Genomic DNA, 14475 nt, shown 5'->3' with positions numbered 1-14475 from the left:
GGCAAGCTGCCCTCGGCCGACTGACCCCCGTCGAATTCGAGACCGTCATGACCACACCGGCCCTCCAGGCCGCGTGACTCAACCTGTCACCCGAACCTGCATCAGACCCTCTCGTCTCGCATGGCTCGAGCAGACAGTTCGGCGTGGGTCTCCTGATCACGCCGCCTCGGCCGTGGGTACGCAGAGGCCGTCCCCGGGAGCCATCAGGGGACGCCCAGAGGGAGCCGCCGGCGCTCCCCGTCGGGTAGGTGCGCGTAGTCCTCGAACCGGACGGCTTCGATCGGGCTGCAGAAGAGCTTTGGAGAGGTGATCCGGGCGCAGCGCGTCGCCGTCCTCACGGGCTGACACAAGTACGTGGTCCCGGTACGCCGACTTTGGCCGCCTACTGCGGCGGACGCGTGGTACCCGGCCCGGCCGGGCCCAGGAAGACGAGCGTGTCTCCCGGTCCAGGAAGTGGCGCTTCGGCTTCCGTGACCGGATCGAGGCGACCGTCCGGACGTACCAGGAACAGTAGGTCGCTACCGGGCGGCAGGGCACGGCCGACGGGCTGCGCCGCGACGGCAGCCCCGCCGCTGTACCTGCTGGCGAAGGCCGCACAGGTCAGATCCGAGCTGAACAGCACGTCGCCACCGATGAACGGCGCCACCACGCCGCGGCTCTCGGCCGGTGCACCGAGGTGGTGGACCGGCCCTTCCACCCTGCCGCGCACGATCGTTGCTGCCAGTGCGTTGAAATAGTCCTCGGCGGTGAGGAAGAACACCGATGTGATGCCCTCCAGTTGTGGACCCTTGCCCGTGACGGCGTCCAGTAGCTCATCCGGCGCAAGTTCGATCCCGGCCTGCCGGATCCGTTCGCGTTCCGGCTCCGGCCCCGCCCACATCAACACCTCCAGCCCCACCGACGTCAGGGCCGAACCGAGGTCGACCACCCACGGGTCGCCGCCCACCAGCAGGGGGCGCGAGCGGGAGGTGCGCACGACGCCCAGGCGCCGGGCCACCGCCGGGGCTGTCAGGCCGTAGAGCGCCACGGTCGCGACGATGACGATGAAGGTGGCGGGAAGGATTTTCGACGCGCCGCCGATCCCCGCGGCCACGAGCCCGGCCGAGAACGTCGAGGCGGTGGCGGCCGCGACAATACCGCGCGGCGCCATCCAGCCGATGAATCCCCTCTCGGCACGGGTCAGGTCCGTGCCCAGCGTGGACACGGCCGCGACGAGCGGTCTGGCGACCAGGACCAGAAACGCGGTGAGCCCCAACGCGGGCAGCCCCACATGGCGCAGTGAATCGGGGGTGACAGTCGCCGAGATGGAGATGAAGAGCAGGCCGAGAATCAGGCTGATCAGCGTTTCGAAGAAGGGTAGCCGCGGTGGGACGTCGATGCCGGGGAGGGTGGCCACGGCCAGGCCCATCATCACGGCGGCGATGAGCCCCGTGTCGTCGCGCAGAACATCGCTGAGCGCCGCCACGCCGATCACCGCGGCGAGCTGTGCCGTGGTGCCGAGCACCTCGCCGAGCCGCAGCACCCGGAACAGCACCCACAGCGCTCCAGCCCCGACCGCCCCGCAGGCCACTCCGACCCCCACGCTGGCCAGGAAAGCCGCAACCGCGCTGTCGACGTGGTGCTCCGTGCTCGCCACGACCGCATGGAAGGTCAGAGCTCCCAGAATGCCGCCGACCGGGTCGATGAGGGAACCTTCCCAGACGAGGATGTCCCGGAGCCGGTCCGTCGGTCGCACGAAGTTGAGCAGCGGTCCGACGACGGTCGGGCCTGAGACCACGAGGATCGCGCCGAGCATGATGGCCGACCGCTGGGACATTCCCAGCAGCGGAGCGGCGACCAGTGCGCCGAGCAGCCAGGTGATCAGAACTCCGATCCAGATCAGCCTGAGGACGATGCGACGGGTGTGCCCCCTCAGCCTCGCCAGATCGAGCCCGAGGCCCGCGTCGTAGAGGATCACGGCGACAGCGAGGGACACCAGAGGTGAGAACGCCGCCCCCAGGAGCCGCTCGGGATCGACATCCTCGATCAACGCACCGGCGGCGAAGCCGACCGGCAGCAGAACGATCAGGGCGGGGATGCGCAGGCGGCTCGCCAGGATCTGCGACCCAACCGCGAGGACCACAATGAGGCCCACTCCGATGAGCACCTGGTTCGTCGTCACGGGTGGCCCTTTCGGTACGGGGAGCCGACGGCGGAGGGGCAGGGGCTGGCGGCACGGCCCCGGGGCGGCGCCCCGAAGCCCAGGGCATGGGTGCTGCTCGGCCTGCTGAGCATCAGGCTGCGGTCCATGACGGTGTCGTCATTCCTCCCACGGCGTGATCCCCCACCGGACGGTGTGCCACCCGCCCGGGTCTATCGGATCGCCGAACGGGGTGTCGAGTCGGTGTGTTCGCTGCGTCGTACGTAGCGGAAAACGACCCGCTACCGGCTCGGCGGCCACAGACAGACCACGGTCATCGGTCCGTTCGGCGACCGAGTGCGACCGGAGCGCCGCCCCGGGCCGACGACGACCACCCAATGCGCGCCGTCGCGCATGGCCAGCTGCCGGTCGGTGCGGCTTTCCTGCACGCGTGGTCTCCTCGGTCCGCCCGGCCCGACGTCCTTAGACGTGGGCATTTCGGTGGCCTGGGAATCTCGGCCCTTCGTCGGGCGGATACGGTTCCGCACCGGCCCGAGAACGACACGTCCCCAGCAGCCGGAATGGCCGGCGCATGGGCCCCAGGGGCCACAGACAGCGTAGCCACCGCCTCGCCCTGCTGCGGGGCCAGGCAGGTCGGCACACGAGTGATCTGCGGCTCGCGGACGCCACGGCGCCCTCATCTGCCGCCGAGGCGTCCGCTACGCCGACTGATGTACTGCCAGAGAGCCCGCTGGAACCGAAGCGTCAGAACGCCGATAACGATCAGCAGCACGATGTTGAGCAGGAGCTGTACCAGGGATCCGCGCGCCTCGCTCCAGCTGGAGAACGCGCAGGAGACACCGATGTCCGCGGCCGCGGGGATGGTGGTGACCGAGATGAAGACGCCGAGCAGCGCGCTCGTCCTGGCCTGGGTTAGCGACATGATCCCCACGATGCCGGCCAGGACCGCGACGACAACGGAGAAGAAGTTCGGGGCATCGATCAGTGTGGAGACCGGCCTGATGCCCAGCTCGAACGCCCCGGGCTGAAGACCGAATCCCCGGACCGCCAACGAAAACAGGAAGGTCACCACGATGGCCAGCAGGAATGCAGCGGTCAGGGCGAAGAGGCCCTGCCGCACCCTGGTGCCGTTGCCGCGGTCGATGCCCAACGCGACGCTCGTGATGGCGCCGTACTCCGGTCCGACGACCATCGCCGCGACGATCAGGATCTGCGAGTTGGTGATGATACCCACCGCCCCGATGACGCCTGCGATCACCAGATAGACATAGAAGCTCGGCAGGTAGGTGCCCTCGGCGCGAATGCGCGCTTCGACCTCTTCCCAGACGGGCGCGTGCGCGAGCGCCCCCAGCTGCTTCTGCTCTGCCTCGGCTGCGGCGCCGGAGAAGGCCATCTCGACCGGCTCGATGATGATGGAACCACGGCGGTCGAGTTCCAGCTCGCGCAGTTTGCGCAGCACGCCGTTGGCCGCACCCGTCAAGATGTCGCACTCGACCGCGTCGCCGTCGGGGCTCTGCGCCGATCCGGGAAGGACGACCAGGTTGAAGACGTAACGGTCTCCGGCGAGCAGCCCCACCGCCTCAGGAGTCAGATCGACCGGGCTCACCAGCCGGACATGAATCATCTCCATCCACAGCCTCCGTTGCTCGGCTGACGGCCGAAGGAGTGGCGCAGTGCCCGTACGCCACGGTCGGTGCCCCTGGCGCGCGACCACCGTCAGTAGCGCCCACCACGAGGTGGTCAGCAAGCCGAGAGCGCTGCTCGGCTCGTTCGGCCAGGCCGGCATCGGCCCCTTGTCACATGGCGCTGGCCGGGGCGTACCCGCGACGGTCGCCTTGCCCCGTACGGGTGCCGGCCCGCCGGCGGTCGTACGGCCCCGGCAACGGCCCCGGGCTGCGTCGGCATGGCAGGGACGGCAGGGGTGGCCGATAGTGAGTGCAGGGGGCTTTCACGAGACTCGGAGTCGCAATGGACCGCTACCCTCCCATCGCCGAGCACGGCTTGGTCGGTGATCTGCAGACCGCCGCTCTCGTCTCGTCGCAGGGGGTCGTCGACTGGTTCGCCGCTCCCAGGTTCGATTCGCCCAGCATCTTCGCCGCCCTGCTCGACCACGATCGCGGCGGGTACATGCGGCTGGCCCCCGAGCACCCCGACGGCACCTGCAAACAGCTCTACTACCCCGACACCGCCATTTTGGTCACGCGGTTCATGTCACCGGACGGGGTGGGCGAAGTAGTCGACTTCATGCCCCCCGACCAGACACGCACCGCCACCGACCGGCACACCCTGGTCCGTGTGATTCGTGCCGTGCGCGGGACGGTCGACTTCACGCTCGAGTGTCGGCCACGTTTCGACTACGGCCGGGCCGAGCACGAACTCGAGCTCGGAGAAGCCGGAGCCCTCTTCCGGGCCCCCGGGATCGACGGGCACCTGCAATGCACGTTCCCGCTGGAGCGGGACGGCCAGGACGTGCGCGCGCAGGTGACGCTGAAAGCCGGTGAGTCGGGCGGGGCCGTGTTCACCGTGTGCGCGTCCGGCGGCGAGGTACCCCCGCCGCCCACGGTCGACGGGCTCAACGAACGTCTCGGGGAGGTCGGCGAGTTCTGGCAGCACTGGCTGCGCCAGTCCCGCTACCGGGGACGGTGGCCCGAGCTGGTGCACCGCTCGGCCATCACCCTCAAGCTGCTCACCTACGCCCCCACCGGCGCCCTGATCGCCGCGGCCACCACGGGCCTGCCCGAGCAGGTGGGCGGAGAGCGCAATTGGGACTACCGGTTCACCTGGGTTCGTGACGGTTCGCTGTCGGTGCGGGCCATGCTGGACCTCGGCTTCGTCGAGGAGGCCACCGCCTTCGTCCACTGGCTGGTGGACAGGTTGCGGGAGCGAGCCGGCAAGGAGGGTGAGCCGCTCCAGACGATGTACCGGATCGATGGCGATCCCGACCTGCCGGAGGAGACGCTCGATCACTTCGAGGGCTACCGCGGCTCCTTCCCCGTACGCATCGGCAACGGCGCCGCCGACCAGCTCCAGCTGGACATCTACGGCGAGGCCCTGTATGCGGTCTCGCAGGGGCGCGAGATCGCCCAGCAGGCCAGCTTCGAGGGGTGGGAGGCGCTCTGCAGGACGCTGGACTGGTTCGCCGACGCCTGGGACCGGCCGGACGAGGGCATCTGGGAGACCCGCGGCGGCCGCCAGGACTTCACCTACAGCCGGGTGATGGCGTGGGTCGCCTTCGACCACGGGCTGCGCCTGGCCGACTACCTCCGCCGGCCCGCTGACGTGGACCGGTGGCGCAGGGCGAGGGACGCCGTGTTCACCCAGGTCATGGAACGCGGCTGGAGCGAGAAGGAGCGCGCCTTCGTCCAGCACTACGACGGCGATGTCCTGGACGCCTCGCTGCTGCTCATGCCCAGGGTCGAGTTCATCGCTCCTCGGGCCGAGGCATGGCTCTCCACGCTGGACGCCATGGACCGCAAGCTCGTCTCCGACAGCCTCGTCTACCGTTACGACCCGACGGCTTCACCGGACGGGCTGCGCGGCTCGGAGGGCACCTTCAGCCTGTGTACCTTCCTCTACGTCGACGCGCTGGCCCGGGCGGGGCGGGTGTCCCAGGCCCGCTACGCCTTCGAGAAGATGCAGACCTATGCCAACCACGTCGGGCTGTTCGCCGAGGAGGTCGGTCCGAGCGGGGAACAACTGGGGAACTTCCCGCAGGCGTTCACCCACCTGTCCCTGATCATGGCCGCCAACACGCTCGACGCGGCGCTCGATGCCGAGGAGGCTCGCTAGCGTACAAGGGCGCCGTCAGCCACATCACGTGGTCGACGGCAGGACGGCCAACGACTCCTAGAACGGGATCTCCATATGGCCGACGACCGCCACTACGACGTCATCATCATCGGTACGGGAGCGGGCGGCGGCACCCTCGCCCACCGGCTGGCCCCCTCCGGCAAGCGGATCCTGATCCTGGAGCGCGGCGACTACCTGCCGCGCGAGCGCGACAACTGGGACTCCACCGCCGTCTTCGTCAAGGGAAAGTACCGCGCCCCCGAGTTCTGGTACGACAAGCACGGCAACGAGTTCCCCCCGGAGGTGAACTACTACGTCGGGGGCAACACCAAGTTCTACGGCGCCGCGCTCTTCCGCCTCCGGCCCGAGGACTTCGGAGAGCTGCGGCACCACGACGGCATCTCACCGGCCTGGCCGATCCGCTACGAGGACCTGGAGCCGTACTACACCCAGGCCGAGCAGCTCTACCTGGTGCACGGACGGCACGGCGAGGACCCCACCGAGGGCCCGGCCAGCGGCCCGTACCCACACCCCCCGGTGGAGCACGAGCCGCGCATCCAGCAGCTCAGCGACGACCTGGAGAAGAAGGGCCTGCACCCCTTCCACCTGCCCATCGGCGTGAACCTCACCCAGGACGACAACGGCCGGGCCACCCATTCCAGCGTGTGTATCCGCTGCGACCGGGTCGATGGCTTCCCCTGCCTGCTCGGTGCCAAGTCCGACGCGCAGGTGATCTGCGTCGACCCGGCACTGAAGCACGACAACGTCACCATGGTGACGGGCGCCAACGTCCGACGCCTGGAAACCGACCCGACCGGACGCACCGTCACCAGGGTCGTCGCCGAACTGGGGGACGGAACGACCGAGGGATTCAGCGCCGACATCGTGGTGGTCGCCTGCGGTGCGGTCAACTCGGCTGTGCTTCTGCTCCGTTCGGCCAACGCCAAGCACCCGGGCGGCCTGGCCAACGGCTCGGACGTGGTGGGGCGCCATTACATGCGTCACAACAACCTGGCGCTGATGGCGGTGTCGAAGGAACCGAATCCCACCAGGTTCCAGAAGACCCTGGCGCTGCACGACTGGTACCTGGGGGCGGACGACTGGGACTTTCCCCTCGGTGGCATCCAGATGCTGGGCAAGTCGGACGCCGACCAGATCCACGGCGAGGCGCCGCGCTGGGCCGGCGCGGTCTCGCCCGACATGCCGTTCGAGATGCTGGCGCACCACGCCGTCGACTTCTGGCTGTGCGGGGAGGACCTCCCGCTGCCCGACAGCCGCGTCACCCTCGACGAGGACGACGCCGTCCATCTGGCGCTCGACGAGAAGAACAACATCGCCGGGCTGAAGCGCCTCCAGCACAAGCTGCAGGGGATGCTCGGCCACTTGGGCATGCACGAGCACCATCTGCTGTCGCACAGCATCTACCTGCACAAGGGCATGCCGATCGGAGCCACCGCGCACCAAGCCGGCACCGTACGGTTCGGCGACGACCCGGAGAGCTCGGCACTGGACGTCAACTGCAAGGCCCACGACCTCGACAACCTCTACGTGGTCGACACCAGCTTCTTCCCGAGCATCGGGGCCGTCAACCCGTCGCTGACGGCCATCGCCAACGCCTTGCGCGTGGGCGACCACATCGCTGACCGGCTGCGCTGACGTGATGCCGCACGCTTCGGCGGAGTGCGGCTACAGGTTGTCCCCGGGTGCAGGGGCGGCTCGGGTATCGGCGTCGGTGAGCGGCTCCAGCTCACCCATGGTGTCGAGCCGGTAGAGCACCACCAGCGCCGGGCCGACCAGTACGATCGCGATGACCGTGACGATGGCCAGCCAGCGCAGGGTGTGAGCTGCGCCGGCCGCCTGGGCCACCGTCAGTGATGTGGGCAGTAGGTAGGGCTTCTGTGCGAAGCCCCAGGCGCCGACGGTCAGGGCGACGCTCGCCACTGAGGTGTAGCGGGACCAGCCGTGGATCCGGCGCAGCAGGAGCAGCACCGTCGCAAGACCGCAGATCGCGGCCAGGACGACCAGCAGCAGTCCCCAGCCCCCGGTGAGGCCCTCCCAGACGTACTGGGCGTCACTGTGGGTCACGGGCAGGCCGATGAGTGCGAGGACGACGACGGCGCAGAAGGCCAGCAGCGCGCGCCGACGGAAGTAGTCCACCAGGTCGTCCGCCCCGAACCGCCGGGCGTCGGCGCAGAGGAACACCGCCCCGAGGAAGGCGGTGGCTGCGATGGCCAGCAGACCCGCAAGGACGGAGGTCGGGTTGGCCCAGGCGTCCGCGGAGGCGGTCGTCCCGACCATGATCCGGCCGGAGGCGATGCCGCCGAGCACAGCCCCGAGGAAGAACGGCGTGAGCAACGACGCGACGGCGAACATCGCACCGTAAACCCGCCGTCGGGCCAGGCGGCGGGACGGCTTGCGCAGGGCGAATCCGGCACCGCGGAGCACCAGGCCGACGGCGGCTAGCGCGAGCGGCAGCCACATTGCCTCGAACACAGTCTGGAACATCGTCGGGAAGCCGGTCCACATGACGATGAAGACGAAGATCAACCAGACGTTGTTGACCTCCCAGACCGGCGCCATCGCGTGATCGATGAGCCAGCGCGGCCGCTTGCCGCGATCCGCACCCCCAGCCATGAGGTCCCAGAAGCCCGCACCGTAGTCGGTGCCCCCGGCACAGGCGTAGGCGGCGATCGCGAGGACCATGATCCAGGCGATGAGATCCGCCATCATGACGCGCCGCCAGAGGTCGGGTCGGATCCGCCGGCACGCGTGCCCCCTGCCGATGCGGGCTCGGGCTCGCTTCGGGGCCCGTACGGGGTATCGGTCTCGGGAGCCGGCGCGGCGCCCGATGCGGCCGAGCCCTCGTCGGCAATGCGCCAACGAGTACGCATCTTCAGAACGATCGCGAGGAACGAGCCGAAAACGGCCACGTACACGACGATCACGATGCCGAGCATCGCCCACAGCGATCCGGCGCGGGTGTCGGTCACTGCCTCGGAGACCTTCATGTGGTTGTAGACGATCCAGGGCTGGCGGCCGACCTCGGTGGTGATCCAGCCGCACTCCACGGTGACCAGGCACGCGACTCCCGCGAGGGCCGCGCAGCGGAAGAACCAGCGGCTACGAGGAAGGTCCCGGTGCCGCAGCCAGGACCAGGCGTACCAGAGCGCGAGCAGGATCAGCAGGCTGCCGATGGTGACCATGATGTCGAAGGCCCAGTGGGCGATGGTGGCCTGGACGGCGGTGGGGCGGTCGGCGGCCGGCACGGACGTCAGCCCGGTCACCTGGGTGCTCGGCTTGAACCCGGCGAGGATGGAGTCCAGCTGGGGGATCTTCAGTCCGCCGGAGATCGTTCCGTCGCTGTTCAACCGCCCGAACATGTACTCGGGTACGTGGGTGTCCGTCTCCCAGACGATCTCCATGGCGGCAAACTTGATCGGCTGCTTGTGGAAGACGGCACGAGCGGCCGAGTCGCCCAGCATGAACTGGACCGGGGTGAGGATCGCGGCCACCGTGAAGGGCAGAGTGAAACCCAGCCGGTGGTACCGGTCACGGCGCCCCCGTAGCCAGCCGACCGCGTACACGCCGGCGACCACGTAGCCGGCGGTCAGGAACATCGCGACCACGAAGTGCCAGTACTCCGGGCCGAAGATCGGTGTGAAGATCGCCTGCCGCACATTCACGCCGACGGGATTGCCCGCGGCGTCCAGTGCGAACCCCTGAGGGGTGTTCATCCAGGAGTTGGCCGCGATGATGCCGAACGCACCCATCAGAGCGGCCAGCGGCAGCGGCACGGCCAGCCAGAAGTGCGTCCAGGGCTTGAGCCGGCGCCAGCCGTAGAGGTAGACGGCGATCAGGACCGCCTCCAGGAAGAACGCCCAGGCCTCGACGCCGAACCCCAGGCCGAAGACATCGCCCCAGCGGCCCAACAAGCCGGGCCACAGCAGGCCGAGCTCGAAGGACAGCACGGTGCCCGTGACGACGCCGATGGCGAACTGGACTGCCATCACCGCCGACCAGCGCCGCGCGAGCTGAAGGGCGACGGCGTCGTTGCGGCGCAGCGCCCGGTGGTGCATGAGCAACGTGATGAACGGCAATGCCACGCCGAACGGCACCAGCAGGATGTGAGAGGCCAAGGTGAAGGCCATCAGCTCCCGAGCCGGCAGGAGCTGGGGCGGGGTATCCGCCAGAAGGGCCGCTGTGCTGAGCATGTGCGCCTCGAAGGTCTGCCCCGCGGGGCGCGGGGGCTGAGAAACAAGAGAGTGCGAAGGGGCAGCGGTCGGAGGGGAGCAGCCGGGCGCCGTGGTCAGGGGGGCGGCGGAGCTGCCTTCTGCCCGGGTGCCCCCGCGACCGACGCGTCGGCGTCGGCGTCGGACATGGCGTACGCACGCTCGCGTCGCGAGCTGGTGGCGAAGGCGACGGACCAGCTGAGGACGGCCCCCAGCCGATTGCGGAAGCCGGTGAGGAAGGCCAGGTGGATGAAGAGCCAGGCGAGCCAGCCGAGCGCACCCGACAGGTGCAGCGGCCCGACCTTGACGACAGCCCGGCCGCGGGAGATGTAGGCGGCGCTGCCGAGGTCCACGTACCTGAAGGGCTTCGGCTGTTTCGTCCGGCCCTCCACCGCATGACGCACGGCCCGGCCGGCGTACGCGCCCGACTGCATGGCGACTTCGGCCAGGCCCGGCAGCCGGTTCAGGCTCATCACGTCGCCCGTGACACGGATCTCCGGGTGGCCGGGAACGGTGAGGTCGGGTTCGACGACGATGCGTCCGGCGCGGTCCTGGGCAGCGCCGGTGGCCCGTGCCAGCGCGGCGGCAAGGGGCGGCGCCTCGACCCCCGCCGTCCACAGCACGGTACGTGCATCGAACCGGCCGGTCACACCGTCCGCGTCTTGCACCGTCAGGCCGCGGGCATCGACGCTGGTCACCTTCGTGCCGAGGTGGAGCTCCACACCGAGACGCTGCAGGGTCCGGGCCGCGCGTTCGGCCAGCGGACGGCCGAACGCCCCCAACACCTCGCCGGACCCCTCGAAGAGCAGCACCCGGGCCTGGCTGGAGTCGCTCGTCCGGAACTCCCGGTCGAGCGTGTGACCGGCGATCTCTCTGATCTGTCCTGCCAGTTCGACGCCGGTCGGTCCGCCGCCGACCAGCGCGAACGTGAGCCACTGCTGCCGTTCCCGGGCGTCTGCTGCCGTTTCGGCCATCTCGAACGCCTGGTAGATCCGCCGGCGGATGTCCAGCGCGTCGTTCAGCGTCTTCATGCCCGGGGCGTGTGCGGCGAACTCGTCGTGGCCGAAGTACGACTGCCTCATGCCGACCCCGACGATCAGATCGTCATAGGGCAGCTCGACCGTTCCGCCGTCGGGCCGTCGGGCGTGGACCAGCCGGGCTTCGACATCCACGCCGGTGGCCTCGGCGAGAACGCACCTCACGTTCGGATGGCGTCGCAGGACCGCGCGGAGTGGCTGCGCGATCTGGCCCTCGGACAGGATTCCTGAGGCGCACTGGTAAAGCAAAGGCTGGAAGAGGTGGTGCGCACGCCGGTCCACCACGGTCACGGCGACCGGCGACCGGCGCAGCGCGCGGGCGGCGAACAGCCCGGCGAACCCCCCGCCGAGGATCACGACCCGGCGGGCCGTCACGTGATCCTGCATCCGAGATCAGCCTCCGGTGGCGAAGCCGGGGAAAAGGGTCATTCCGCCGTCCACGTAGAGCGTGGTGCCCACGACGTAGTCGAGCAGGTCGGACGCCACGACGACGACGGCGTTGGCGATGTCGTCCGGGTCGCCCACGCGGCCGTACGGGATGAGGCGCAGCAAATCGGCCTCGGCCTCGGGAGTGGCCCAGGCGTCACGGTTGATGGGTGTGCGGATTGCGCCGGGTGCGACCGCGTTGACCCTGATCCGCTGGGGAGCCAGCTCCTGGGCGAGGGTCTCCATCAGCATGCCCACGCCACCTTTGGAGGAGGCGTAGTTCACGTGCCCCGACCAAGGGACGATCTGGTGGACCGAGCTCATGCAGATGATCTTCCCGGCCGACCGGGAGACCTCCCCCACCACGCCGCGCCGCACGAACTCCTTGGCGGCCTCACGCGCGCACAGGAACTGGCCGGTCAAGTTGACGTCGATGACCTTCTGCCACTGGGCGAGCGTCATGTCCACCACGGCCGCGTCCCGCTGAAGACCCGCGTTGGCCACCATGATGTCGATGGTGCCGAACTCCTCGACCATCCGCGCCACCATGGCGACCACCTGGTCCTCGTCGGACACGTCGGCCTCGTGGGCGTAGGCGCGGACGCCGAAGCCCTTGATCTGCGCAACGACCTTCTCGGCCTCGTCCGCCCCGACGACGTAGTTCACCACGACGTCCGCCCCGGCCCGCCCCAGGGCAATGGCGGTCGCCATGCCGATTCCCGAGTTGGCGCCGGTCACCAGGGCCTTTTGACCCCTGAGGAGCTGCACGGACCCCGCCCGGCTGATCTCGTCGACATTTCCTGCCACCGCATCTCTCCTTCGCAGTTTTCGGACGGCACGTGCGCCGGAACGGGCGACGCACGCGAGGAAGGCTGGGAGCCGGTCGGCCCGCCAGGGCAGAGAGGAGTCGTTCCATGGCCGGCGTCCCGACCCAAGCACCCTGCGCCGCAGGTGGCGCAGTCCGGCGCGCCACGCAGCCGTATTGGGCCGGGCACGTCACTCGGTCGGGTTACGAGCTGCCCTGGCCCGCGACTGCCGCAGTCACGGGCCGGGATTGACAACCACATGGGGAATCGATGGTCGATAGTCACTCGATCGGATGGATCGCCCCCGCGTGGACGGGAAGAGCGAACTGTGGGAGGACGACGGGACTGGGACGAGGTCCCGGCGGTTCCGGCGGCGAAGGGGGAACGGTGATGTGGGTAAGGACTCAGCAGGCCGGCCCGCGGCAGCCGCGCCCACGCGTTCACCTCTAACCCGGACCGCCTGCCCATGACCGCATTCGACGACACCGCCGGCATGCAGGAAGCCCTGCAGTCACTGCTGCCCGGTGTCGAGGTCGAATCCATCGTCGGATGGGACTGGTCCAACGACCAGCTCGCCCTGGGCACCTGGTGCATCTACCGGCCCGGACAGCTGGCAAGCGTCCTGCCCGACCCGCGCACCACCGAAGGACGGCTGTGCTTCGCCAGCTCCGACTCGGCTATCGGGTGGTGCTCCTTCATCGACGGAGCGATCCATCGCGGCTACCACGCCGCCCGCCACATCGACGACTTCCTGACCACCGGCAGCCGGTAAACAAGCGCCGCCGTCGGCCCGGCAGACCGAGCAGCTGGCCGTCCGCTTGGTCCACCACGCTCGCGGCAGACCAGCACCGAGGTGCGCACTGGCTGTCAGTCCTCGCTCGTACGCTCAACAGATGGACTTTGCGACCTCGAATGCCCAGAAGCTCTCGACGTACATGGACAAGGTCGAGGGACAGATCGCAACGCTCCGGGCGGAGTCGGGTGCAGGACAACTCCCCCCACACGAAGTGGAGAGCAGGCTCCGGAAGGCGATGGAGTCGCTTACCGCAGAGCTACGCCCCGGCTTCCTGTACGGCCTGTTCGACCAGCCGAGCGACGCGATCCGCTACATTGGCGAGACTCGACAGCTACCCCCGCAACGCCTGAACGGACACGCGATAGCCCGGTCCCCGGTGGGTGACCGTTTCGTCGTGAACCGCAACCTGTTCATGACCCCGCTGCGCAAGGACTTGGGCCTGGCACCGGCGTTCGAGCCCACGATTCCCAGCGCCGACCTCAAGGCACTGGAACGCGATGCGCTCTACCGGTACACCCTCGCCGGAGCGCACCTCCTGAACAAGACCAACCGCCCGGACGGCGAGAGGATCTGGGGCGTGGCTCGCCGCCAAGAGCACTACCCCAAGGGGCTGGACGCTGGGAGCTGGAACGAGCTGACGCGCGCAGTGCCGTGCTTCACCTGCCCGGCCAGACAGGGTGAGCCGTGCTCCGAGAACGGCAAGACCTGGTCGGTGAATCACCTAACCCGTTCTGCCGCCTTCGCCCGCCTGGACTGGGTGCTGCGGAACACCGACGAGATCTTGGCGGTCGGCGAGAAATTCGTGGAGACTCACGGGCGGTCACACACCTCGGAGAAGGTGATTGACTCGCTGGTGAGCGAGGCGAGGAAGTCCAGGCCCGATGCGCACCTGCTGCTGCGGGAGATGTCCCGCCTGGACGAAGAGGCTGTTGCCGCCACCGCCGAGACCATCCGCGCAGGCCGCCGCAGGGGAACCCCGATGGCCGAATACGGCTTCATCAGCCAACACGCTCTGGAGCTGCTGGACCGGATGCATGGGGCGTACACGGAGGGTGGGGAGTTCACCCTGTGGGTCCACGGGGCGGCAGCCTGGGCAGGAGCCGCGTAGCTTACGAGCACGTCAGGGCCCGCACAGCACATCTGAACCGTTCCGGGTTTGGTGGGGACTCGATCATTTGAGAGGATCGAGTCATGGCACGTCCTTCCCAGTACCCGCTTGAGCTGCGCCGTCGTGCGGTGCGGATGGTCGCCG

General features: G+C 69.1%; 10 protein-coding genes. 4 read left to right on the top strand and 6 right to left on the bottom strand.

Annotated elements, in window-relative coordinates:
- Window positions 1-382 precede the first annotated feature (382 nt).
- Together ACEPPI_RS36965 and ACEPPI_RS36960 are read right to left on the bottom strand one after the other, a co-directional pair.
- Window positions 383-2161: a cation:proton antiporter gene (locus ACEPPI_RS36965; protein WP_373919645.1), complete on the bottom strand. Its 1779-nt coding sequence runs from the start codon at window positions 2159-2161 to the stop codon at window positions 383-385.
- Window positions 2162-2816: 655 nt separating this feature from the next.
- Window positions 2817-3770 (bottom strand): DUF389 domain-containing protein, encoded by a 954-nt coding sequence (locus tag ACEPPI_RS36960; protein ID WP_373919644.1) that lies wholly within the window; start codon window positions 3768-3770, stop codon window positions 2817-2819.
- A 338-nt stretch (window positions 3771-4108) separates the two neighbouring features.
- Between ACEPPI_RS36960 and ACEPPI_RS36955 the strand changes: the two genes are divergently transcribed.
- Entirely contained in the window at window positions 4109-5929 is a 1821-nt protein-coding gene (locus ACEPPI_RS36955; protein WP_373919643.1) for a glycoside hydrolase family 15 protein, read from the top strand.
- 75 nt (window positions 5930-6004) lie between these two features.
- Window positions 6005-7585 (top strand): GMC oxidoreductase, encoded by a 1581-nt coding sequence (locus ACEPPI_RS36950; RefSeq protein ID WP_373919642.1) that lies wholly within the window; start codon window positions 6005-6007, stop codon window positions 7583-7585.
- Window positions 7586-7615: 30 nt separating this feature from the next.
- Here the strand turns inward: ACEPPI_RS36950 and ACEPPI_RS36945 are convergent, their stop codons facing one another.
- The 4 genes from ACEPPI_RS36945 to ACEPPI_RS36930 form a co-directional block, all read right to left on the bottom strand.
- Window positions 7616-8659, bottom strand: coding sequence for a cytochrome d ubiquinol oxidase subunit II (locus ACEPPI_RS36945; protein ID WP_373919640.1), 1044 nt, complete (start codon window positions 8657-8659; stop codon window positions 7616-7618).
- Complete coding sequence (locus ACEPPI_RS36940) at window positions 8656-10140, bottom strand: cytochrome ubiquinol oxidase subunit I (protein ID WP_373919639.1); 1485 nt, start codon at window positions 10138-10140, stop codon at window positions 8656-8658. The genes ACEPPI_RS36945 and ACEPPI_RS36940 overlap by 4 nt, the downstream gene beginning before the upstream one ends.
- A gap of 95 nt (window positions 10141-10235) precedes the next feature.
- Window positions 10236-11582, bottom strand: coding sequence for an NAD(P)/FAD-dependent oxidoreductase (locus ACEPPI_RS36935; RefSeq protein WP_373919638.1), 1347 nt, complete (start codon window positions 11580-11582; stop codon window positions 10236-10238).
- Window positions 11583-11588: 6 nt separating this feature from the next.
- Window positions 11589-12428 (bottom strand): SDR family oxidoreductase, encoded by an 840-nt coding sequence (locus ACEPPI_RS36930; protein ID WP_373919637.1) that lies wholly within the window; start codon window positions 12426-12428, stop codon window positions 11589-11591.
- A gap of 465 nt (window positions 12429-12893) precedes the next feature.
- On the opposite strand from ACEPPI_RS36930, the gene ACEPPI_RS36925 reads away from it, so the two are divergent.
- Both ACEPPI_RS36925 and ACEPPI_RS36920 read left to right on the top strand, forming a co-directional pair.
- A complete protein-coding gene (locus ACEPPI_RS36925; RefSeq protein WP_373919636.1) occupies window positions 12894-13199 on the top strand; it encodes an FAD-dependent oxidoreductase in 306 nt (101 codons plus the stop codon).
- 121 nt (window positions 13200-13320) lie between these two features.
- Entirely contained in the window at window positions 13321-14331 is a 1011-nt protein-coding gene (locus tag ACEPPI_RS36920; RefSeq protein ID WP_373919635.1) for a hypothetical protein, read from the top strand.
- The last annotated feature ends 144 nt before the right edge of the window (window positions 14332-14475 follow it).

The organism is Streptomyces sp. AB3(2024), assembly GCF_041862025.1.
GTDB lineage: Bacteria > Actinomycetota > Actinomycetes > Streptomycetales > Streptomycetaceae > Streptomyces.
Note: the sequence above shows the minus strand (reverse complement) of the source record. Positions and strands in the feature narration are given on the sequence as shown.

Bases quoted from the DNA above. Each gene is read 5' to 3' on its own strand.
- ACEPPI_RS36950 (WP_373919642.1), top strand. From the start codon at position 6,005: ATGGCCGACGACCGCCACTACGACGTCATCATCATCGGTACGGGAGCG.
- ACEPPI_RS36925 (WP_373919636.1), top strand. From the start codon at position 12,894: ATGACCGCATTCGACGACACCGCCGGCATGCAGGAAGCCCTGCAGTCA.
- ACEPPI_RS36920 (WP_373919635.1), top strand. From the start codon at position 13,321: ATGGACTTTGCGACCTCGAATGCCCAGAAGCTCTCGACGTACATGGAC.
- ACEPPI_RS36955 (WP_373919643.1), top strand. From the start codon at position 4,109: ATGGACCGCTACCCTCCCATCGCCGAGCACGGCTTGGTCGGTGATCTG.
- ACEPPI_RS36960 (WP_373919644.1), bottom strand. From the start codon at position 3,770: ATGGAGATGATTCATGTCCGGCTGGTGAGCCCGGTCGATCTGACTCCT.
- ACEPPI_RS36935 (WP_373919638.1), bottom strand. From the start codon at position 11,582: ATGCAGGATCACGTGACGGCCCGCCGGGTCGTGATCCTCGGCGGGGGG.
- ACEPPI_RS36945 (WP_373919640.1), bottom strand. From the start codon at position 8,659: ATGATGGCGGATCTCATCGCCTGGATCATGGTCCTCGCGATCGCCGCC.
- ACEPPI_RS36940 (WP_373919639.1), bottom strand. From the start codon at position 10,140: ATGCTCAGCACAGCGGCCCTTCTGGCGGATACCCCGCCCCAGCTCCTG.